Below are 20,176 nucleotides of genomic sequence, written 5' to 3'. Positions count from 1 at the left end.
CCGGGCAGGGGCAGCCCCTTATCGGGTCAAGATCACGGCCACACCAGGCAGTACGCCTGGTGTCCGGCCTCGTGGAGGCGATCGGAGAAGTCCTGCCAGCGGTGCAGCAGTTGGTAGACGTTGAAGGCGTCCTGCGGTCCCGCGCGGTCGGGGACCGTGGACCAGATGAACGCGGCGGCGCCCACCGACTCCTCGCCGATGCCGCGGAGCGGGTCAACGACCGTCATCGGGAGCTTGACCACCGCGTAGTCCGGGTGCAGGACGACGAGCTCGAGGGGCGGAACCCGGTGCAGCGGTATGCCCTCGATACCCGTCAGCACCATCGCCGCCATCGTCTCGGGCTTGATCTTGGTGAACATGCCCTGACCCAGCTCGTCCCCGCCCAGTTCCTCGGGACGCATCGAGATGGGTACGCGTGCGGCCGTGGCACCGTCCGGCGCCCCGAAGTACTTGTAGGTCACCCCCACTCGGCCGCCACCCCTGCCGCTCCTGGTCTTCGCCGTGCTCCCGATGCCCGCGAGGCCGCCGCCCCGCACGATGCCGCTGCCGCTCGTGGTGCTGCCGCTCGCGCTGCCCGCCGTGCCGCTCTCGGACGGCGCGTGGCCGCCCGCGGTTCCGCCGCCCGTCGATCCCCCGTCCGCCGCACCGCTGTTCGCGCCGCTCCCCGCCGTGGTTCCGCTCTCGGCCGCAGTGCGCCTGTGGCGCCCCTGGGCTCGCTCCGGGCCAGTCTCCGAGGGGCCGGGCCCCTCTCCCAGTCCGCCACCGCGATGCATGTCACCACCCGACTGCTCATCCGGGCCGCACGGCCGTCCCCGTGCAGCCCGATCATCGTGTCAGAGACCTCCCCGCCCCGCGGAGTGTGAAACGCCCCCAGGCCCCCGCACACGGGGCTCTGACACCATGGCTTTCGTGACTTACTCGTACAGTGCCCCAGTATCGCAGTCGCTCTTCGACCGCGCCGCCGCCGTGACGCCGGGAGGCGTGAACTCGCCGGTCCGCGCCTTCCGCAGCGTGGGCGGTACGCCCCGGTTCATGGTGTCAGGGTCCGGCCCCTACCTCACGGACGCGGACGGCAGGGAGTACGTCGACCTGGTCTGCTCCTGGGGGCCGATGATCCTCGGGCACGCACACCCCGAGGTGACCGACGCCGTGCGCCGGGCCGTCGAGCGCGGCACCTCCTTCGGTACGCCCGTCGAGGACGAGGTGGCGCTCGCGGAGGAGATCGTGCGCCGTATCGACCCCGTTGAGCAGGTACGACTCGTCTCCTCCGGCACCGAGGCCACCATGTCGGCGATCCGGCTGGCGCGCGGTTTCACCGGCCGTTCCAAGGTCGTCAAGTTCGCCGGCTGCTACCACGGGCACGTCGATGCGCTGCTCGCCTCGGCCGGTTCCGGGGTCGCCACCCTCGGCCTGCCGGACACCCCGGGGGTCACCGGAGCGCAGGCGGGCGACACGATCGTACTGCCGTATAACGATCTGGACGCGGTCCGTGAGGCGTTCGCCGCGCACCCCCGCGAGATCGCCTGTGTGATCACCGAGGCGTCGCCGGGCAACATGGGCATCGTCCCGCCGAAGGACGGCTTCAACCAGGGGCTGAAGGACCTGTGCCGGGCCGACGGCGCGCTGTTCGTCTCCGACGAGGTGATGACCGGCTTCCGCGCGAGCGCCCGCGGCTGGTACGGCATCGACGGTGTGACACCCGATCTGATGACGTTCGGGAAGGTGATGGGCGGGGGCTTCCCGGCGGCCGCTTTCGGTGGCCGCAAGGACGTCATGGACCACCTGGCCCCGGCCGGCCCCGTCTACCAGGCGGGCACGCTGTCCGGGAACCCGATCGCCACCGCCGCGGGCCTGGCCCAGCTGCGGCTGCTGGCCGCCGACGACTTCGCCGCGCACGCCGTGGTGGACGCCGCGGCCCGCCAGGTGCGGCAGCTGGCGACCGAGGCGCTGGCCAAGGAGGGCGTGGCGCACACCGTGCAGACGGCGGGCAGCATGTTCTCCGTCTTCTTCGGGGACTTCGGTGACGAGGGCGTCACCGACTACGCGGCGGCCAAGCGGCAGGAGTCCTTCCGCTTCACCGCGTTCTTCCACTCGATGCTCTCCCAGGGCATCTACCTGCCGCCCTCCGGATTCGAGGCGTGGTTCGTCTCCGCCGCGCACGGTGAGCAGGCCATCGAACGCATCGCCGCCGCGCTGCCCGCGGCGGCCCGCGCCGCGGCGGAGGCGGTGCCGGCATGAGCGAGAGAGCCGAAGCGAGTGAGAGAGCCGATATGAGCGAGGGAGCCGCGGTGAGCGAGGGAGCCGAGGTGACCGGTGCCGGGGACAAGACGGTCACCGTCGTCCATGTGATGCGGCACGGCGAGGTCGACAACCCCGAGGGCATCCTCTACGGACGCCTGGCCGGATACCACCTCTCCGACCTCGGCCGCCGGATGGCCGACCGGGTCGCCGAGCACCTGGAGCGGCGCGACATCACCCGCGTCGTCGCCTCCCCGCTGGAGCGCGCGCAGGAGACGGCGGCGCCGATCGCCAAGCTCCACGGCCTCGACGTGGGCACCGACGAGCGGCTCATCGAGGCCGGGAACGTCTTCCAGGGCAAGACCTTCGGCGTCGGTGACGGCGCACTGCGCAGGCCGGAGAACTGGCGCCACCTGCGCAACCCCTTCCGCCCCTCCTGGGGCGAGCCGTACCTCGACCAGGTCGTACGGATGCGGGGGGCGCTCGAGAGCGCCAAGGACGCGGCGTACGGGCACGAGGCCGTCTGCGTCAGCCACCAGCTGCCCATCTGGATACTGCGCAGCTTCGTCGAGCGGCGCAGGCTGTGGCACGATCCGCGCCGCCGCCAGTGTTCGCTCGCCTCGCTGACGAGCTTCACTTTTCTCGGCGACCGCATCGTTGCCGTCGGCTATTCGGAACCGGCCGGCGATCTGGTGCCGTCCCATTTGCGCCCCGGCGCCAACCGCCGAGGCGCCAAAGGCGCCCAAAACCGCTCGGCTGGCGCCTAGCAATTGTCCCGCTTGTGGGCAATCGTTCCGCAGGGCGGAACGGGTGGGCACAAGCGGGCCGCACCCGCGAGACGGCCGCACCCCGCACCGCAGCGTGGGCGCCCATCGGGTGCGGCCCGGTGGCCGGTGGCTGCGCTTGCCCACCCTGCTCCCCCAGCCTCCGGCCGGGAGGTACCCCCAGGGCGCAGACTGCCCAAGCGCAGCAGGGGGTGCGGGCTCCAAGCGCAGCAGGGGGGTGCGGCTCCAAGCGCAGCAGGGGGTGCAGCTCAGGCGCAGCGCAGCGCCCCGTCGCGGGGGAGGGGGAGGGGGCCGGAAGATCCTCGAACGGGGCATGCGAAACTTTTCACATGAGCCAGACCCGCGCCTCCCGCCGCCGCACCCCCCTGCTGGCCGCCGGGTTCGCCGCCGCTGCGCTACTGCTGTCCGCCTGCGGCGGCCAGCAGACCGGTTCGTCCTCCGGTGACACCAAGTTCGTGCAGGGCACGGGCGACATCACCAAGGTCGCCAAGGGCAAGCGTTCCTCGGTGCCGGATCTGTCGGGTCCGTCGGTCGACGGGAAGAAGCTCGAGCTCTCCGACTACCAGGGCAAGATCGTCGTGCTGAACGTATGGGGCTCGTGGTGCAGCCCCTGCCGCGCCGAGGCGCCCAACCTGGCCAAGGTCGCCCGGGACACCGAGGACAAGGACGTCCAGTTCCTCGGTATCAACACCCGTGACCTGGACAAGGCGAACGCGAAGGCGTTCGAGCGGAACTACAAGGTCGGCTACCCGAGCTTCTACGACCCCAGCGGCAAGCTCATCCTCAAGTTCCCGAAGAACACCCTCTCGCCGCAGGCCATCCCGTCCACGCTGATCCTGGACCGGGAGGGGAAGGTCGCGGTGCGAGCCCTCAAGCCGTTGAGCGAGAAGGAACTGCGCTCGGCGCTCGCCCCTCTGATCGACGCGAAGTGACCGGCTCATGAACTCCCTCGCGGCGACCTCCCTGGCGGCAACGGGAGTGAACGGCACCGTTCTCAACGGTGCCCTGCTGCTGGCTCTGCCCATCGCGCTCCTCGGCGGACTGGTCTCCTTCTTCTCGCCGTGTGTGCTGCCGCTGGTGCCCGGCTACCTCTCCTACGTCACCGGGGTCAGCGGCACGGATCTGGCCGAGGCGCGGCGCGGCCGGATGTTCCTGGGCGCGGGCTTGTTCGTGCTCGGTTTCACGGCCGTCTTCGTCTCCGGCGGTGCGCTGTTCGGCGGCTTCGGTGCCACCCTCCAGGAGAACCGGGATCTTATCTCCCGGGTGATGGGGAGCCTGACGATACTGCTGGGGCTGGCCTTCATGGGCGCGCTCGGACCGCTGACCCGGTTCACCCAGCGTGAGCTGCGGATTCACAAGCGGCCCGCGATAGGGCTGGCGGGCGCGCCGATGCTCGGGGTGCTCTTCGGCATCGGCTGGACGCCGTGCATCGGCCCGACGCTGGCCGCCGTCCTCACGCTCTCCTCGAACCAGGCGAGCGCTGGACGGGGCGCGCTGCTGACGGTGGCCTACTGCCTGGGCCTGGGGGTTCCGTTCGTCGTCGCGGCGGTCGCCTTCCGCCGGGCACTGGGCGCCTTCGGCTGGGTGAAGCAGCACTACGCGTGGGTGATGCGGATCGGCGGCGGGATGCTCGTCGCGGTCGGCGTGCTGCTCGTCACAGGCATCTGGGACCGGATCGTCTACGAGATCACGGTCTGGTCGTCCGACTTCACGGTGGGGATCTGATCCATGAGCACGACCGAGGCCGACGCCGACAGGGCGACCGAGGCCGCAGGCGAGCGCGAGGCCACGGCCCAGCTGTCGACGGCCCCCGGCGAGGACAAGCTGAACGTTCCGTCGCTGGGCCCGCTGGGCTGGGCGCGCTGGTTCTGGCGGCAGCTCACCTCGATGCGGGTGGCGCTGATCCTGCTCTTCCTGCTGTCGCTGGGCGCCATTCCGGGTTCGGTCATCCCGCAGACGCCCGTCGACGCCCTCAAGGTGGAGCGGTTCCGCGAGGAGCACACCACCCTCGCCCCGATCTACGACAAGCTCCAGCTCTTCGACGTCTACACGTCGGTCTGGTTCTCGGCGATCTACATTCTGCTGTTCATCTCGCTGATCGGCTGCATCGTCCCGCGCACCTGGCAGTTCGTCGGCCAGCTCCGCTCCCGTCCGCCGCGCGCCCCGCGCCGGCTGGAGAGGATGCCGGTCTATACGACCTGGCGCACCGAAGCCGACCCCGAACAGGTGCTGGGGGCCGCGCGCTCGCTGCTGAAGCGCCGGCGGTTCCGCACGCACCAGGACGGTGACGGCGGCAGCCGGACGGACGCGGTCGCCTCCGAGAAGGGCTATCTGCGCGAGGTGGGCAACCTCCTCTTCCACATCGCGCTGATCGTGCTGCTGCTGGCGTTCGCCTCCGGGCAGCTGTTCAAGTCCGAGGGCCGCAAGCTGATCGTGCAGGGCGACGGCTTCTCCAACGTCCTGACCCAGTACGACGACTTCCAGTCGGGCTCGCTGTTCACAGCCGACATGCTCGACCCGTTCGCCTTCCGGCTGAAGAAGTTCCACGCCACCTACGAGGAGAGCGGCCCCAACAAGGGCACTCCGCGTGACTACCGCGCCGATGTCGCCTACAGCGAGGGGGCGAGTGGCAAGGAGAAGAACGCCACGATCAAGGTGAACCACCCGCTGGAGATCGGCTCCTCGAAGGTGTACCTGATCGCCAACGGCTACGCGCCCCAGGTCACCGTCAAGGACGGCAAGGGCAATATCGCCTACCGCGGTCCTGTGCCCTTCCTGCAGCAGGACAACAACCAGACCTCCAGCGGCGTGGTGAAGGTCACCGACTATGTGAACGCCAAGGGCCGCAAGGACCAGCTCGGCTTCCAGGGCTTCTTCGTGCCCGACTTCCAGCCGGGCAGCGGCACCATGTTCTCGCAGTCGCCCAGCCTGAAGAACCCGGCGATGTTCCTGACCGCCTACCACGGCAACCTGGGCGTCGACGGCGGGCCGGCGCAGAACGTGTACCAGCTGAACACCGAGAACATGACCAAGTTCAAGGACAAGGACGGCGACCCCTTCGCCAAGAAGCTCACCCCCGGCGACACCATGACCCTCCCGAACGGGGCCGGCAGCCTCCACTTCGACGGCGTCAAGCAGTGGGCCAACTTCCAGGTGTCCCACCAGGTCGGCAACGACTGGGCGCTGGGCGGCGCCCTGGCCGCCATCGGCGGGCTCGCGGGCTCCCTGTTCATCCAGCGCCGCAGGGTGTGGGTGCGGGCCTACGCGGCGGACGACGGCCGTACGGTCGTCGAGATGGCCGGGCTCGGCCGCAGCGAGTCGGCCCGCCTGCCCGACGAACTCGCCTCCCTCGCCACCGAGATGCAAGACGCGGCACCTGTCGCCCCGGCGGCCCCCGCGCAGACCTCCGACCCCGCGGACACCGCCGATCCTGCTGAAGCCCCCGAAGGAGCAGGCCAGTGAATCTCCTCGCAGCCGATCCCAACGAGCAGCTCGCCCAGATCAGCAACTATCTGATCTATTCGGCGATGGCCGTCTACGTGCTGGCCTTCTTCGCCTATATCGCCGAATGGACGTTCGGCTCCCGCAGCAAGGTGGGCCGCACCGCCGCGGCGCTGACGAAGCAGCCGACGGCGGAAGAGGCCGTCCCGGCGCAAGGGCCCGGCGTCTCCGTGCAGGTCAAGGAGGAGGGCGGCGGTACGGCCGTCCTGGAGAAGCCGGCCCCGCCCAAGATCGTCACCCGTTCCAGCGCCGGACGGCGCGGCGACCTGCCCGACGGTCCGGGCGCCGCGGCCGGTGACGAGCAGGGCGACATGTACGGGCGGATCGCCGTCTCGCTCACGGTGCTGGCGTTCCTGCTGCACTCCGCCGGGGTGCTGACCCGCTCGCTGTCCGTGCAGCGTGCCCCCTGGGGCAACATGTACGAGTTCTCGACGGCCTTCTCGATGGTGGCCGTAGGCGCCTACCTGGGCTTCCTGCTCGCCAAGAAGAGCGTCCGCTGGATCGGGCTGCCGCTGGTCACCACCGTTCTGCTGGACCTCGGCCTGGCCGTCACCGTCCTGTACACCGACAGCGACCAACTCGTCCCCGCGCTGCACTCGTACTGGCTGTGGATCCACGTCTCGCTGGCCATCATCTGCGGCGCGCTGCTCTACCTCGGCTTCGTCGGCTCCGCGCTCTACCTGTTCCGGGACGCCTACGAGTCGCACCTGCTGGCCGGCCGCAAGCCCGGCAAGCTGCGCACCTCGATCATGGAGCGGCTGCCCTCGGCCGCCTCGCTCGACAAGTTCGCCTACCGGATCAACGCGACCGTCTTCCCCTTCTGGACCTTCACCATCGTCGCGGGCGCCATCTGGGCCGGTGACGCCTGGGGCCGCTACTGGGGCTGGGACCCCAAGGAGGTCTGGTCGTTCATCACCTGGGTCGCCTACGCTTGCTACCTGCACGCGCGCGCCACAGCGGGCTGGAAGGGCCGTAAGGCGGCATACCTCGCTCTTCTCGCCTTCGCCTGCTTCCTGTTCAACTACTACGGCGTCAACATCTTCTTCAACGGCAAGCACTCGTACGCGGGCGTCTGAGACGCCACCGGTATGCGGGAGACGCCCACCGGGAACGCGGGCGAGCGACGAAGGCGGAGCTATGAGCACCGAGAGCCAGCCGCAGACCGTCTCCTCCGACATCCCGTACGGCACCGTCCGCAGCAGCGCGGACGGTGCGGCGCACACGATCGGCTTCGAGCTGGCGTTCCCGCACCCGCTGGAGAGCGTCTGGGCAGCCGTCGCCACCCCTGCCGGGCTGCGGGGGTGGCTGGCCGCCGCCGACCCTTTCGAGCCGGGCCCCGGCGGAGCGGTGACGCTGCGCTGGCTGAACCGCGGTCATGAGGGCTCCCTGGGCGGGCGCGGTGCTGAGGGCTCCCCGGAGGAGGGCGGCGCCGCCTCGGTGGCGGGGCCGGCGACGCCTGGGCGGATCACCGCCTGGTCGCGCCGCCGACTCGCCGAGTACACGGTCGACGGACGCGGCTCCTTCGGCTTCACCCTGCGCGGCTCGCTCGACGACGACCGGACGCGGGTGCGGTTCCGCAACGACTTCACGGGGGACGTCGAATCGCTCCCGGCGGCCCTCGCCGACTGGCACCAGCACTTCGAACTGCTGGGCGAGGAACTGCGGGGCCGCCCGACGGACTGGTCCACCTGGACCCCGGCCCGCTTCGCGGAACTCCGCGCCGAGTACGCCCTCTCTTTGAGCTGAGGACGTTTCTCGCCGCGGACTTCTCTTCGCCGCAACGGCGGCACGCCACGACGAAACAGTGTCCGGCGGAATGGAGGACGGGCTCAGCCCTCGTCGGCGTCCCGCCGATTGCGGAGCTCTTCATCCGTGCGGTCCGCGCGTGGCGGCTCCTCCTCGTGTGTCGGCTCCGCCTCATTCGTCGGCTTGCTCCCCGCAGGGGACTCGCCCAAGGACTTGAGGAAGTCCGGGTTGTCGTCCGGAGCCACCCACCTGCGCTCATCGGGACGAACCGCGCCATAGGGCGCGTTCCGCCGTGGCCGCCCCACCACGAGCCAGGCGATCGGCCCCAGCAGCACCTGCCCGAACAGCAGGATGATGATGACCCACACCACCTTGGGCAGCTTGCGCACCTCGTTCTCGGGCGTGTTGAGGCAGTCGATGAAGGCGTAGATCCACAGGGCGAGGATCAGGAGAAAGGGCAGGAGCCTGATGATCACGCGGAACGCCCCCTGAGTGCGAGATGCCGCCGGACGGATGCGGGGTGGGGGCCCGGCTCGCGGGTCTCCACAGGGCAAGGGTAATGGCCCCGGCCAAACCCCCGGCGCTCAGGCCGCGGACATCAGGGAGGATACTGAGGCGTATGGCATACGACGATCTCCGCTCGCTCCTGCGGGCGCTGGAGCGTGACCGTGACCTCGTGCGCGTCAAGGCCGAGGTCGACCCGCACCTGGAGGTCGGGGAGCTCGTCGACCGGGTGAACAAGGCGGGCGGCCCCGCGCTGCTGTTCGAGAACGTCAAGGGCTCGGACATGCCGCTGGCCATGAACGTCTACGGCACCGACCGCCGGCTCCTCAAGGCGCTCGGTCTCTCCTCGTACGACGAGATCAGCGAGAAGATCGGCGGCCTGCTCAAGCCCGAGCTGCCGCAGGGCTTCGTCGGCTTCCGGGAGGCGTTCGGGAAGCTCGGCGCGATGACGCACGTCCCGCCGAAGAAGGTCAAGGACGCGCCGGTGCAGGAGATCGTCCTGCGAGGTGACGAGGTGGACCTGGACCGGCTGCCCGCGCTGTTCACCTGGCCCCAGGACGGCGGCTCCTTCTTCAACCTGGGCCTCACCCACACCAAGGACCCCGACACCGGGGTACGGAACCTGGGCCTCTACCGGCTGCAGCGGCACGACCGCCGCACGATCGGGATGCACTGGCAGATCCACAAGGACAGCCGCAACCACTACCAGGTGGCGGCGCGGCGCGGCGAGAAGCTGCCCGTCGCCATCGCCTTCGGCTGCCCGCCCGCGGTCACATACGCCTCCACGGCGCCGCTGCCCGCCGACATCGACGAGTATCTGCTGGCCGGCTTCCTGCAGGGCAAGCGCGTCGAGATGGTCGACTGCAAGACGGTCCCGCTGCAGGTGCCCGCCGCGGCGGAGGTCGTGCTGGAGGGCTGGCTGGAGCCGGGCGAGATGCGGCCGGAGGGCCCGTTCGGCGACCACACCGGCTTCTACACGCCGCAGGAGCCCTTCCCCGCGCTGACCATCGACTGTGTGACGACGCGCAGGCGGCCGCTGCTCCAGTCCATCGTGGTGGGCCGGCCGCCGACCGAGGACGGGCCGCTGGGGCGGGCCACCGAGCGGTTCTTCCTGCCGCTGCTGAAGGTCATCGTGCCGGACATCGTCGATTACCACCTGCCCGAGTCGGGCGGCTTCCACAACTGCGCGATTGTCTCCATCGACAAGCGGTACCCCAAACACGCGCAGAAGGTGATGCACGCGATCTGGGGGGCGCACATGATGTCGCTGACCAAGCTCATCGTCATCGTGGACAAGGACTGCGATGTGCGGAATCTGCACGAGGTGTCCTGGCGGGCGCTGGGCAATGTGGACTACGCGCGCGACCTGTCCGTGGTCGAGGGCCCGGTCGACCACCTCGACCACGCTTCCTACCAGCAGTTCTGGGGAGGCAAGGCGGGCATCGACGCCACGCGCAAGCTGCCCGAGGAGGGGTACACGCGCGACGGCGGCTGGCCGGAGATGATCGAGCCGGATCCCGGGGTTGCCGATCTGGTGAGCCGCCGCTGGAAGGAGTACGGGCTGTGAGCTGGGGGTACCCCCGGCCGGAGGCTGGGGGAGCACGCGCGGCTGCCGGGCCGCAGATGACGCCGATGCCCGCGGGCTGCCGCGCGGGCGGAGAAGCGAACGGAGAGCTGCTGTGAGCGTCGCACGCGCGGCTGCCGGGCCGCAGATGACGCCGATGCCCGCGGGCTGCCGCGCGGGCGGAGAAGCGAACGGAGAGCTGCTGTGACCAGCGCTGCTGAAGGGGTGCTCGGGCCCGGTCCGGGCGCGGACATCGGCCGCGTACGGGCCTTCCTCCGGCTCGTCGTGATCGAGCACTCGGTGTTCGCACTGCCGTTCGCCTATATCGCCGCGCTCACCGCGATGTACCGCGCCAGCAGCAGCATCCACTGGTGGCAGCTGTTCCTGGTGACGGTGGCCATGGTGGGGATGCGGACGTTCGCGATGGCCGCCAACCGGATCATCGACCGGGAGATCGACGCCCGCAACCCCCGCACGGCGGGGCGCGAGCTGGTCACCGGCGCGGTGTCCGTCCGTACCGCCTGGACCGGCGCCGTCGTGGCGCTCGTGGTCTTCCTGGGCGCCGCCGCGCTGCTCAACCCGCTCTGCCTGGCCCTGGCGCCGCTCGCCGTGCTCCCGATGGTGGTCTATCCGTACGGGAAGCGCTTCACCAACTACCCGCACGCCATCCTCGGGCTCGCCCAGGCGATCGGGCCCACCGGCGCGTGGATCGCGGTCACCGGCGCCTGGTCGTGGCATGCGGTGCTCCTCGGGCTGGCCGTGGGCGTCTGGATCGGCGGCTTCGACCTGATCTACGCCTGCCAGGACGTGGCGGCCGACCGCGCCAACGGCGTCAAGTCCGTACCCGCCCGGTTCGGCACCGCAGCGGCCATCCACGCCACCCGCGCCGCCCACCTGGTCACCACCGCCCTGCTGGTGGCCTTCGGCGTCCTCACCGACGCGGGCGCCTTCTACTGGCTCGGCCTGCTGATCGTCGCGGTCGCCTTCGTCTACGAGCACACCATCGTCAGGCCCCACGACCTCTCCCGCCTCAACCGCGCCTTCTTCCAGGTCAACAGCTTCATCGGAATTGCCCTGTTCGTGTGCGCCCTGCTCGATCTGGCGGTGCGCGGCCTGGGAATCTGAGTAGCCTGCCGGCGTTGCGCCGAGCACGCATGTGAAGGAGCGGGCCTCGTGACCACTGCGGAGACAGGACGCCTGCGCTCCCGGCTCAGCCGTTTGGAGGATCAGTTCCCGGGCTGCCGCGCGGAGATCGTGGGTGGCAACATCGTGCTCGTTCCGCTCCAGCCGTTTCACCGCGCGACGATCTGGTCGGTTGAGAACGGCCTCGTGGCGTGGCTCGGGCCGGAGTGGTCATGCATGTCCGACGTCACGTTCCCCTTCACCGACGCCGACGAGCTCTGCCCCGACATCGCCGTCGCCCCCCGCGCCGAGGCCGACCGCAACCTCAGCGCCTACTCGCCCGACCTGATCGAGTTGGCCGTCGAGGTCGTCTCGCCCAGCAGCGTCCGTCACGACTATGTCGTCAAGGACAAGCTGTACGCGCAGCGTGGGATCGCGCACTACTTGATCTTCGACCCCTACCGCGCCGAGTGCACGATGATGTGGCACCCCGGGCCGGACGGCTACCGGGGCCGGGACGTGATCCCGTACGGCAAGCCCGTCGAGCTCGCCATGGAGATCGGCGAGGTGCGGATCGAGACGGACGAGCTGCCCGTCGACCGGGAGACGCGCGTCCAGAGCCCGGACCGCTGAGGCCCCGACCGGTCGAACCCCGGAGGGGTCAGTGCCAGGCCGGCTTGCCCTCGTTCAGGGCGCGGGGTTCGGCGGTGAGGCGCGCGGCCAGGACGCCGCCTATCAGGCCGAAGAGGTGGCCCTGCCAGGAGACGCCGGAGTCGGTGGGCAGGACGCCCCACAGGATGGAGCCGTAGAAGACGGCGACGACCGTGCCGAGCGCCACGTCGGTGATGCGGCGGTCGACGAAGCCGCGGGCCAGCAGATAGCCGAAGAGGCCGAAGATCAGCCCGGAGGCGCCCGCGGTGTTGCTGTTCTCCGGGGCGATCAGCCAGACGCCGAGGCCGCTGACCGCGACGATGATCGCGGCGACGGCGAGGAAGCGCCCCACCCCGCGCAGGGCCGCCAGGAAGCCGAGGATCAGCAGCGGCAGCGTGTTGGCTATCAGGTGCTCGAAGCCGAAGTGCATGAAGGCGCTGGGGATCACATCCACCAGTTCGTCCACACGGCGTGGCTGTATGCCGAAGGTGTCCAGCGCGTTGCCCGAGGCCTGGTCCACGGCCTCCAGGACCCACAGCAGCGCCACCCAGCCGACGATCAGCTTTCCGGCCGCCATCGCCTTGACACCGCCCGAGCCGCCCGAGCCCTTCGCCATACCCGCCTCCCTCGCGAGGAGCGTCCCCCGCAGGACATGCCTCGTCACGCTCTACAACGGCGCACGGTACGCCGACGGTTCCCGTGCCCTTTCCAGTTTTCCAGAATGGCCTCAGATGCCGCCCGTGCCCAGTGCGCCGTACATCACGGCGGCCAGCAGATCCTGCGGCTTGAGCTCGCGCACCCCGTCGGGTGCCTGGACGGAGACCGCGCCGCCGCCGCCGAAGTCCATCCGCAGCGGGAGGTGCACCTTCCCGGCCTGCTCGCCGCTGAGGAACTGCCCGAGGTCGACGGTGAGCCCGGTGAGCTGGCCGCGCCGGATCTGCAGGTCGGCGCTGACGGTCTTGTCGGGCACCTTCGCGGGGTCGAGCCGGGCGCCCAGCGCCTCCAGGGCCTCGGACAGGTCGGGCGCCGCGCGCCGCGCCGGCATGGAGACCGTCACGTGCTCGGCGCCGCCGTACTCGCCCGCCTTACGGAACCGGGCGTGCTCGCCGAGGGTCTTCTCCAGGCCCTCCAGGAACTCCCGCTCGGACTCGCCGTTCAGCGCGCGGCCCGCGGCCGTCGCACGGCTGAGGCGCTTGCTGGCCTCGTCGCCCTCCTCGGAGCCGGTCTTGCGGTGCCGTCCGTACCCGTTCTTCCGCTCGTCCTTCTTCTCCTCCGCCGTGATCTCCCGGGCGGCGCGCGCGAAGTCGTCGAACGCCTCCGGGTCGATCTCCACCCACTTGCCGTTGAGCGCGTCCCTGGCCGAACCCAGCGAGGCGGGCAGGTCCTTGGCGACGGAGACGATGCGGCGGGCGCGGTGCCGCTCGGCCTCGGAGCCGCCCGTCTGGGCGACGAGGGAGCGCAGGTTCATCCGGACGTAGAGCTTCTCCTCCACCGACTTGGCGGCCAGCACGTCCCTGCCGCCGAAGTTGACGGCCGCGGCGAACCGGAGGCGCTCGGAGCGGCTCAGCTCCTTGAGCGGGGTCTCCTCGCGGTCCGAGCCGACGGCGAAGGTGAGTTCGCCCCGGGTGAGGAGCCGGGCGGCCTGCCGGGTCGAGGCGTTGTCCCCGGCACCCGCAGCGCGCAGGAACTTCTCGGCCTCGGCCCTGTCGCCGTCCACCGAGACCAGTACGGAAGCCGAGGGCTGCTCGCCCAGCTTCTCGAAGGCGTGCTTCACCTTGAGCCCGGTGGTCACCTTCTCGGCCATGGAGCAGCCGGTGACGGCGACGGCCAGTACCGCCGCGCATGTTGCTGCCGCTGTGGTGTGGCTCGGGCTCAGGACACGCATGCCCCAGAGCGTACGCGTCCTCGCGCGTACGAACGCATCGCGTACGAACGCATGGAGTGGGCGCGGCCCGCGGTCGCTTCCGAGGGTGGCACGTAGGGTCGGTGGTGTGAGTGACATGGCACGCGTCCCCTGGGTCGTCGGGGTCTCCGGCGCTTCGGGGACGCCCTACGCTGCGGCGGTCATCCGGGCGCTCCTGGAGGCGGGCGAGGACATCGACCTGGTCGTGAGTCGCGCGTCGCGGCTGACGATCCTGGACGAGACCGGCCACCCCTTCCGCGACGCCCACGCGGAGGAGGACCTGCGCCGCTGGCTGGCCCGCGGTGCCGACGGCAGTCCGGACGCGTTCGACACCGATCCGGCCCGGGTGCGCCACTGGTCCCCGGGCGACCTGGCGGCGGGGCCGTCCTCCGGCTCCTATCCGGTCAAGGGCATGCTGATCGTCCCGGCCAGTACGGCGTGTGTGGCCGGGGTGGCGCTGGGGCTCTCGAAGGACCTGCTGCAGCGCGCCGCGAGCGTGACGCTCAAGGAGCGCCGCCCGCTCGTCGTCGCCCTGCGGGAGACCCCGCTGGGCGGCCAGACGCTGCGCCACCTGGTGACCCTGGACGAGGCGGGCGCCGTGGTGCTGCCGGCGTCACCAGCCTTCTACGCGGGCGCCCGGCACATCCAGGACCTGGTGGACTTCGTGGCGGGGCGGGCGCTGGACGCGGCAGGGGTGCCGCACAAGCTCTACCGGCGGTGGGAAGGAGAACTCGGGCGGGGGGCGGGGGAAACCGGCCGGGGGGCGGGGGGAACCGGCCGGGGGGCGGGGGGAACTGGTCGGGGTGGCACCGGGCCGATGCCTTAGATTCGTTCTCCGGACTTCTACATACAGGAGGCAGCGGCATCCATGGACGCGGTGGACAGGCAGCTCATCCAGGCGCTGCGGGAGAACGGCAGAGCCTCCTATGCCGAACTGGGGCGGCTGGTGGGCCTGTCGGGCCCCAGCGTCACCGACCGGATCAACCGGCTGGAGGCCGCCGGGGTGATCACCGGATACCGCGCGACCGTCGATGCCCCGTCCCTCGGCCTGGGGGTGACGGCGCTGATCGGCATCCAGCTCTCGGACGCGACCGACCACGAGGAGGTGGCCACCCGGCTGCGCGACCTCCAGGAGGTCGAGGACTGCTGGTTCATCGCCGGTGACGACTCGTACATGCTCAAGGTGCGCGCCGGTGATGTGGACGGCCTGGAGCGCACCATCCGCCGGCTCTCGGGCACCAAGGGCGTCTCACGGACGCGGACGACGATCGTGCTGTCGACCAAGTGGGAGAACCGGGTCGGGGAACTGCCCGAGGAGTAGGGCCGCTGCGGGCCTGGCGTAGGGTCGGTCGGGCGCGCGGATCAAGACGGAAGACGGCGGCGCGGAAGACGGACCGAGGCAGGCAGGTGGCGCGAGGAATGGACGCGGCGGACATCGAGCGGAAGGTCCGCTCCGGTGAGCGGCTGACCCGTGAGGACGGCATCGACCTGTACGGCTGCGACGACCTGGCCTGGCTCGGCGGCCTCGCACACGAGGTGCGCAGCCGGCACAGCGGCGACGTCGCCTACTTCGCCGCCCACCTGCCGCAGGATGTGACGGACCTCGACCAGGCGGTGGCGCTCGCCCCCCGGTGGGCGGCCGACGGCGTCACCGAGCTGCGGCTGGTCACCGGCACCGGCACCGGCACCGGCACCGAGGCGGAGGCCGGCGCTCTCGCGGGCGCGGTGCGCGCGCTGCGCGAGGCCCTGCCGGAGGGCGTCGCGCTGACGGCGTACGCCCTGCCCTACGGCGGTGCCGACGCCCCCGTCGACCCGGCCGCGCTGGTCGAGCGTGTACTGCGGCTGCGCGAACTGCAGGACGAGGTCGGCGGGTTCCACGTCGCCGTACCGCTGCTCCAGGACGGGCCGCGCGGCGCGACCGGCGCCGAGGTGCTCAAGGCGTTCGCCGTCGCCCGGCTGCTGCTGGACAACGTGCCGCACCTGGCGGCCGACTGGGCGCTGCACACCGAGCAGACCGCGCAGCTCGCGCTCCAGCACGGGGCCGACGAGCTGACCGGCCGCGTCGTGGACGACGAGAGCGCCGCTGGGCAGGACGCCGACGCGCTCACCCGCGAGGACCTGCTGGTCGCGATCCGTGACGCCGGATTCCGGCCCGTCGAGCGCGACGCGCACTACAGCGCGGTGCGCAGCCACGAGGGCCCGGACCCGCAGCGTCGCGAGACCCCCCAGCCCATGCGGGTGTAGCGCGAGCCGGGGCCGTGACAACCCCCGCTCTCGGGGGTACCGCGAGCCTTATGGCAGCGAAGAAGGCCGCAGCCGGAGCGAAGGCCACCGGCGGCGAGCGGCCCGAGGACGCGTACGACGCGACGCCGTTCCTCCCCGAGTCCGGTCGGCGCCGTAGCGGAAACGCGGGGCTGCGGGCCCTGCGGGAGGCGGCGGCCGGGTGCCGGGGCTGTCCGTTGCACGAGAACGCGACGCAGACCGTCTTCGGCACCGGTGACGCGCACGCCCGGGTCTTCCTCGTCGGGGAACAGCCCGGCGACCAGGAGGACCGGAAGGGCGCGCCCTTCGTCGGTCCGGCGGGCCGGATGCTGGACCGGGCGCTGGACGAGGCGGGCATCGACCCGGCGCAGACGTATGTCACCAACGCCGTCAAGCACTTCAAGTGGGCGCACGAGGAAGGGCGCGGGAAGCGGCGTATCCACAAGCCGCCGACGCTGCGCGAGATGACGGCCTGCGGGCCGTGGCTCGAGGCCGAGCTGGCGCTGACGGAGCCCGAGGTGCTGGTCGTCCTCGGCGCGACGGCGGGCAAGGCGCTGTTCGGCTCCTCGTTCCGGGTCACCAAGGAGCGGGGCTCCTGCACGGAGCGTGAGGTGCACGGGCGGACCGAGCTGGTCGTGCCCACCATTCATCCCTCGGCGATCTTGCGGGCGGACGACCAGGACGAGGTCTACGGCGGGTTCCTCGCCGATCTGCGGATCGCTGCGCGGGTGCTGGAGCCTTCGGGGCGCGCGTAGATCACTTCTGGGGCTGTGCTTGACTGGTGAGGAACCGCGAAACGCCCAAAAGCATGGAGACCCACGTGAGCAGCAGCACTTCGCACGCGACGCTCCGCTACACCACCATGCGACTTGGCATCTTCGTCGGCTGCCTCGTCGTCGTCGGGCTGCTGACGCACTTCGGCATCGTTCCCGCCGGAGTCGGCAAGTCGAACCCCATCTGGGTGGTGCTGCTGGCGCTGATCCTCTCGGCGCCCCTCAGCTATGTGCTGCTGCGCAAGCAGCGGGCCGCCATGGCGGAGCAGATCGCGGGCGGCGTGGGCCGGGCCAAGGAGCGGCTGGCGGCGAACCAGACCCAGGAGGACGAGGTCCAGGACCCGCAGCCGCAGCGGAAGGCCGAACCGCCGCAGCCGAAGGCCGAACCGAGGACCGGGTCTGCCTGAGCGCGCCGCGCACACCGGGGGTGATGTAACCCTCCTCACACCGTCGTCGACGCCCCATCGGGAATGAGCTTTTCCCGGTGGGGCGTTGAGCTTTTCCGTAACTGTCACCCAAAGGAGAGCTTTGGGTAAGCCAAAGACGGAGTGTTAGCGTGACGGCCATGACGAACGCAGCCACCACTTCCGACGCGCACCGGGGCCGCCCCGGCCCGGCGCTCGTGGCGCGGCTGCATGTCGATCTCTGCCGCTGCATGTCGGCGAGCTGTCGCTGACAGCGCGGCCGGACCACCCTCCGGCGCGACCCTTCGCCCCGCGATCTCCTGCTCGCGACGCTCTTCCCCACAGTCCGCTTTCTGACGCCCCCGGAGTCTGTCCGTGTCTTCGTCGTCCTCGTCGGTCCCCGCCGCCGATACCGCCACACCCGATACGCCCGAAAAGCGGTCCCGCATACCCAAGGTGCCGTTCTGGGCGCAGATCCTGCTCGGCCTCGTACTCGGCGTGGTCCTCGGCTGGGCCGCGCGCAACTGGGACGTGGCCTGGCTGGGCACGACCCTCACCAAGATCGGCGAGATCTTCGTCCAGCTGCTGAAGCTCGCCGTCGCGCCGCTGGTGTTCTTCGCGATCACCATCTCGATCACCAACCTGCGCAACGTGCACAACGCGGCGCGGCTCGCCACCCGCACCCTGCTGTGGTTCATGGCGACCTCGCTGATCGCGGTGGCGATCGGGCTGTTCATCGGCCTGCTCACCAACCCGGGCTCCGGAACGGGGCTGTCGGCCGAGGACGCCGCCAAGCCGGAAACCACCGGCTCGTGGCTGGACTTCCTCACCGGGATCATCCCGACCGACATCATCACGCCGTTCACCGAACTGAAGGTGCTCCAGATCGTCTTCATGGCGGTCGTCGTCGGTATCGCGGCGCTGAAGCTGGGCGCGAAGGCCGAGCCGATCCTCAACCTGGGCGAGTCGGCGCTGGCGCTGCTCCAGAAGGCGCTGTGGTGGATCATCCGGCTGGCCCCGATCGGCACCATCGGCCTGATCGGCACCGCCATCAAGGACTACGGCTGGGACCTGATCGGCAGCTACGCGACCTTCACCGCCGACATCTACATCGGCTGCGCGCTGGTCCTCTTCGGCGTCTACCCGCTGCTGCTCGGCACGGTCGCCAAGGTCAACCCGGTCCAGTTCTTCAAGGGCGCCTGGCCCGCCATCCAGCTCGCCTTCGTCTCCCGCTCCTCGGTCGGCACCATGCCGCTGACCCAGAAGGTGGTCGAGCGCCTCGGGGTGCCCAAGGAGTACGCGTCCTTCGCCGTGCCGTTCGGCTCGACGACGAAGATGGACGGCTGCGCCTCCATCTACCCGGCGATCGCGGCGATCTTCGTGGGTGAGTTCTTCCACGTCGACATGGGCGTCAAGGAGTACCTGCTGATCGTCTTCGTCTCGGTCATCGGTTCGGCCGCCACCGCGGGCCTCACCGGCGCCACCGTGATGCTGACGCTCACCCTCTCCACCCTGGGCCTCCCGCTGGAGGGCGTCGGTCTGCTGCTGGCCATCGACCCGATCCTGGACATGATGCGTACGGCCACCAACGTGGCGGGCCAGGCGGTGATCCCGGTCCTCGTCTCGGCCAAGGAGAAGATCCTGGACCGCGAGGCGTTCGCCACCGCACGCAGCTTCTCCGTCGAGGAGGCCGACGACACCCCGGCCGAACCCCGCAAGGCGGCCGGGCGGGAACCGGTCACGGCAAGCTGACGGGAAGTTTTCCCTCCGTCCCGCATCATCTCGCGCGCCCCCGGTCACCCGGCCGGGGGCGCGTAGGCTTGCGCGGGGCCGGAGTTGAGGGGGATCGGCGCGCCGCACGGAACGGCGCCGCCGGGTCGGCCGGGGGTACGGGGCAGACGGGGTGAAGGGATGGAAGCGCGTGGGGCAGAAGCGCATGCCGCGCGAGGTGAGGGAGCGCCAGATGCTGGACGCCGCGGTCGCGGCGTTCGCGCGGCACGGGTACCAGGCCGCCTCCATGGACGACATAGCCGAGGCGGCGGGCGTCTCCAAACCGCTGGTCTACCTGTATCTCAAGTCCAAGGAAGACCTGTTCATGGCCTGTGTCCGGCGTGAGGTGGGGGCGCTGGTGGCCGCCGTTCGGCAGGGCACCAGGGTGCGGGCGCTGACAGCCGATCAGCAACTGTGGCGCGGCCTCACGGCGTTCTTCGCGCACACCGCGGCCCGCCCGGACGGTGTGGCGGTGCTCTACCGCGCCCGTACCCAGGGGGAGCCGTTCGCGCGCGAGGTCGCCGCGATGCGGGTCGAGGTGGTCGCGATCGTGACCGCGCTGCTCGGGCAGGCGGCGAAGGACGCCGGCTGCCCCAGCGAGCTGGCCGAGCGGGAGGTCTCCGGGCTGGCGCACGCGCTGGTCGGTGCGGCCGAGTCGCTCGCCGAGTGGGCCAACTCCCGTACCCCCGAGCACTCCTTCGCGGACGAAGCCGCCGGGTCCGCCGCGCCGCCCTCGGCGAAGGAGACGGCGGCGACGCTGATGAACTTCTGCTGGGCGGGGCTGGAGAATCTGATGAAGGGCGCCCGGTGGACGCCTGGTCCTGCTCCTGCTCCTGCCCCCGCGCCTGGTCCTGCCCGGGGGCACGTGCCTGCTCCTGCCCGGGGCCGGCCCGGCGGCTGAGGTCGCGCTCGGCGAGGTGGCGGGCGGCTTGTGTGTGCGTCCGATGAAGGTG

At 70.8% G+C, this 20,176-nt stretch carries 21 protein-coding genes; 17 read left to right on the top strand and 4 right to left on the bottom strand.

Translation table 11 applies throughout. From position 1 onward, the window contains the following. Nucleotides 1-32 precede the first annotated feature (32 nt). Nucleotides 33-773 carry a hypothetical protein gene (locus HC362_RS13460; protein WP_243084159.1) on the bottom strand — a complete coding sequence of 247 codons (741 nt, stop codon included), beginning with the start codon at nt 771-773 and terminating at the stop codon, nt 33-35. A gap of 127 nt (nt 774-900) precedes the next feature. Between HC362_RS13460 and hemL the strand changes: the two genes are divergently transcribed. The 7 genes from hemL (at nt 901) to HC362_RS13425 (ending at nt 8,270) form a co-directional block, all read left to right on the top strand. Further along, a complete protein-coding gene (gene hemL / locus HC362_RS13455) occupies nt 901-2,238 on the top strand; it encodes a glutamate-1-semialdehyde 2,1-aminomutase (RefSeq protein WP_243084158.1) in 1,338 nt (445 codons plus the stop codon). Nucleotides 2,239-2,270: 32 nt separating this feature from the next. Further along, a complete protein-coding gene (locus HC362_RS13450) occupies nt 2,271-3,005 on the top strand; it encodes a histidine phosphatase family protein (RefSeq protein WP_243088551.1) in 735 nt (244 codons plus the stop codon). A 347-nt stretch (nt 3,006-3,352) separates the two neighbouring features. Further along, nucleotides 3,353-3,955 carry a TlpA disulfide reductase family protein gene (locus HC362_RS13445; RefSeq protein WP_243084157.1) on the top strand — a complete coding sequence of 201 codons (603 nt, stop codon included), beginning with the start codon at nt 3,353-3,355 and terminating at the stop codon, nt 3,953-3,955. A 7-nt stretch (nt 3,956-3,962) separates the two neighbouring features. Continuing rightward, nucleotides 3,963-4,748, top strand: a complete 786-nt coding sequence (locus HC362_RS13440) for a cytochrome c biogenesis protein CcdA (RefSeq protein WP_243084156.1) — start codon at nt 3,963-3,965, stop codon at nt 4,746-4,748. Between the two features lie 3 nt (nt 4,749-4,751). Beyond that, nucleotides 4,752-6,485: a cytochrome c biogenesis protein ResB gene (locus HC362_RS13435; RefSeq protein ID WP_243084155.1), complete on the top strand. Its 1,734-nt coding sequence runs from the start codon at nt 4,752-4,754 to the stop codon at nt 6,483-6,485. Beyond that, the gene (gene ccsB, locus HC362_RS13430) at nt 6,482-7,600 is read left to right on the top strand and encodes a c-type cytochrome biogenesis protein CcsB (RefSeq protein WP_243084154.1); all 1,119 of its coding nucleotides are present in this window, start codon (nt 6,482-6,484) and stop codon (nt 7,598-7,600) included. Before HC362_RS13435 ends, ccsB begins: the two co-directional genes overlap by 4 nt. A 61-nt stretch (nt 7,601-7,661) precedes the next feature. Then, entirely contained in the window at nt 7,662-8,270 is a 609-nt protein-coding gene (locus tag HC362_RS13425; protein ID WP_243084153.1) for a hypothetical protein, read from the top strand. Between the two features lie 83 nt (nt 8,271-8,353). Here HC362_RS13425 and HC362_RS13420 read toward each other — a convergent pair whose 3' ends face one another. Next, nucleotides 8,354-8,743, bottom strand: coding sequence for a PLD nuclease N-terminal domain-containing protein (locus HC362_RS13420; RefSeq protein ID WP_243088550.1), 390 nt, complete (start codon nt 8,741-8,743; stop codon nt 8,354-8,356). Between the two features lie 146 nt (nt 8,744-8,889). Here HC362_RS13420 and HC362_RS13415 point away from each other — a divergent pair, with 146 nt between their 5' ends. The 3 genes from HC362_RS13415 (at nt 8,890) to HC362_RS13405 (ending at nt 12,093) form a co-directional block, all read left to right on the top strand. Continuing rightward, nucleotides 8,890-10,341 carry a menaquinone biosynthesis decarboxylase gene (locus HC362_RS13415; RefSeq protein WP_243084152.1) on the top strand — a complete coding sequence of 484 codons (1,452 nt, stop codon included), beginning with the start codon at nt 8,890-8,892 and terminating at the stop codon, nt 10,339-10,341. Nucleotides 10,342-10,542: 201 nt separating this feature from the next. Then, nucleotides 10,543-11,463 (top strand): menaquinone biosynthesis prenyltransferase MqnP, encoded by a 921-nt coding sequence (gene mqnP / locus HC362_RS13410; protein WP_243084151.1) that lies wholly within the window; start codon nt 10,543-10,545, stop codon nt 11,461-11,463. 48 nt (nt 11,464-11,511) lie between these two features. Next, on the top strand, nt 11,512-12,093 hold the full coding sequence (locus HC362_RS13405; protein ID WP_243084150.1) for a Uma2 family endonuclease: 582 nt from the start codon (nt 11,512-11,514) through the stop codon (nt 12,091-12,093). A 28-nt stretch (nt 12,094-12,121) separates the two neighbouring features. Here the strand turns inward: HC362_RS13405 and HC362_RS13400 are convergent, their stop codons facing one another. Both HC362_RS13400 and HC362_RS13395 read right to left on the bottom strand, forming a co-directional pair. Next, entirely contained in the window at nt 12,122-12,727 is a 606-nt protein-coding gene (locus HC362_RS13400; protein WP_243084149.1) for a rhomboid family intramembrane serine protease, read from the bottom strand. Nucleotides 12,728-12,838: 111 nt separating this feature from the next. Continuing rightward, complete coding sequence (locus tag HC362_RS13395; protein WP_243084148.1) at nt 12,839-13,996, bottom strand: hypothetical protein; 1,158 nt, start codon at nt 13,994-13,996, stop codon at nt 12,839-12,841. A gap of 115 nt (nt 13,997-14,111) precedes the next feature. On the opposite strand from HC362_RS13395, the gene HC362_RS13390 reads away from it, so the two are divergent. From HC362_RS13390 to HC362_RS13360, 7 genes are all read left to right on the top strand, one after another. After that, nucleotides 14,112-14,840, top strand: coding sequence for a UbiX family flavin prenyltransferase (locus HC362_RS13390; RefSeq protein WP_243088546.1), 729 nt, complete (start codon nt 14,112-14,114; stop codon nt 14,838-14,840). A gap of 42 nt (nt 14,841-14,882) precedes the next feature. Continuing rightward, on the top strand, nt 14,883-15,335 hold the full coding sequence (locus tag HC362_RS13385) for an Lrp/AsnC family transcriptional regulator (protein WP_243084147.1): 453 nt from the start codon (nt 14,883-14,885) through the stop codon (nt 15,333-15,335). A 98-nt stretch (nt 15,336-15,433) separates the two neighbouring features. Continuing rightward, entirely contained in the window at nt 15,434-16,258 is an 825-nt protein-coding gene (locus HC362_RS13380) for a hypothetical protein (RefSeq protein ID WP_243084146.1), read from the top strand. 50 nt (nt 16,259-16,308) lie between these two features. Next, nucleotides 16,309-17,031 carry a UdgX family uracil-DNA binding protein gene (locus tag HC362_RS13375; RefSeq protein ID WP_243084145.1) on the top strand — a complete coding sequence of 241 codons (723 nt, stop codon included), beginning with the start codon at nt 16,309-16,311 and terminating at the stop codon, nt 17,029-17,031. Nucleotides 17,032-17,096: 65 nt separating this feature from the next. Beyond that, nucleotides 17,097-17,456: a DUF4229 domain-containing protein gene (locus tag HC362_RS13370; protein WP_243084144.1), complete on the top strand. Its 360-nt coding sequence runs from the start codon at nt 17,097-17,099 to the stop codon at nt 17,454-17,456. Between the two features lie 366 nt (nt 17,457-17,822). Beyond that, nucleotides 17,823-19,205 carry a dicarboxylate/amino acid:cation symporter gene (locus HC362_RS13365; protein ID WP_243088545.1) on the top strand — a complete coding sequence of 461 codons (1,383 nt, stop codon included), beginning with the start codon at nt 17,823-17,825 and terminating at the stop codon, nt 19,203-19,205. A gap of 184 nt (nt 19,206-19,389) precedes the next feature. Continuing rightward, nucleotides 19,390-20,124: a TetR/AcrR family transcriptional regulator gene (locus HC362_RS13360; RefSeq protein ID WP_243088544.1), complete on the top strand. Its 735-nt coding sequence runs from the start codon at nt 19,390-19,392 to the stop codon at nt 20,122-20,124. Nucleotides 20,125-20,176: the final 52 nt, after the last annotated feature.

Source organism: Streptomyces sp. 891-h (assembly GCF_022760275.1).
GTDB lineage: Bacteria > Actinomycetota > Actinomycetes > Streptomycetales > Streptomycetaceae > Streptomyces > Streptomyces spirodelae.
The sequence above is the reverse complement of the archived record's forward strand: the minus strand, read 5'-3'. Positions and strand labels throughout refer to the sequence as shown.

Bases quoted from the DNA above. Each gene is read 5' to 3' on its own strand.
- HC362_RS13460 (WP_243084159.1), bottom strand. From the start codon at position 773: ATGCATCGCGGTGGCGGACTGGGAGAGGGGCCCGGCCCCTCGGAGACT.
- hemL (WP_243084158.1), top strand. From the start codon at position 901: ATGGCTTTCGTGACTTACTCGTACAGTGCCCCAGTATCGCAGTCGCTC.
- HC362_RS13450 (WP_243088551.1), top strand. From the start codon at position 2,271: ATGAGCGAGGGAGCCGCGGTGAGCGAGGGAGCCGAGGTGACCGGTGCC.
- HC362_RS13445 (WP_243084157.1), top strand. From the start codon at position 3,353: ATGAGCCAGACCCGCGCCTCCCGCCGCCGCACCCCCCTGCTGGCCGCC.
- HC362_RS13440 (WP_243084156.1), top strand. From the start codon at position 3,963: ATGAACTCCCTCGCGGCGACCTCCCTGGCGGCAACGGGAGTGAACGGC.
- HC362_RS13435 (WP_243084155.1), top strand. From the start codon at position 4,752: ATGAGCACGACCGAGGCCGACGCCGACAGGGCGACCGAGGCCGCAGGC.
- HC362_RS13425 (WP_243084153.1), top strand. From the start codon at position 7,662: ATGAGCACCGAGAGCCAGCCGCAGACCGTCTCCTCCGACATCCCGTAC.
- HC362_RS13415 (WP_243084152.1), top strand. From the start codon at position 8,890: ATGGCATACGACGATCTCCGCTCGCTCCTGCGGGCGCTGGAGCGTGAC.
- HC362_RS13400 (WP_243084149.1), bottom strand. From the start codon at position 12,727: ATGGCGAAGGGCTCGGGCGGCTCGGGCGGTGTCAAGGCGATGGCGGCC.
- HC362_RS13395 (WP_243084148.1), bottom strand. From the start codon at position 13,996: ATGCGTGTCCTGAGCCCGAGCCACACCACAGCGGCAGCAACATGCGCG.
- HC362_RS13390 (WP_243088546.1), top strand. From the start codon at position 14,112: ATGGCACGCGTCCCCTGGGTCGTCGGGGTCTCCGGCGCTTCGGGGACG.
- HC362_RS13385 (WP_243084147.1), top strand. From the start codon at position 14,883: ATGGACGCGGTGGACAGGCAGCTCATCCAGGCGCTGCGGGAGAACGGC.
- HC362_RS13380 (WP_243084146.1), top strand. From the start codon at position 15,434: ATGGACGCGGCGGACATCGAGCGGAAGGTCCGCTCCGGTGAGCGGCTG.
- HC362_RS13375 (WP_243084145.1), top strand. From the start codon at position 16,309: ATGGCAGCGAAGAAGGCCGCAGCCGGAGCGAAGGCCACCGGCGGCGAG.
- HC362_RS13360 (WP_243088544.1), top strand. From the start codon at position 19,390: ATGCCGCGCGAGGTGAGGGAGCGCCAGATGCTGGACGCCGCGGTCGCG.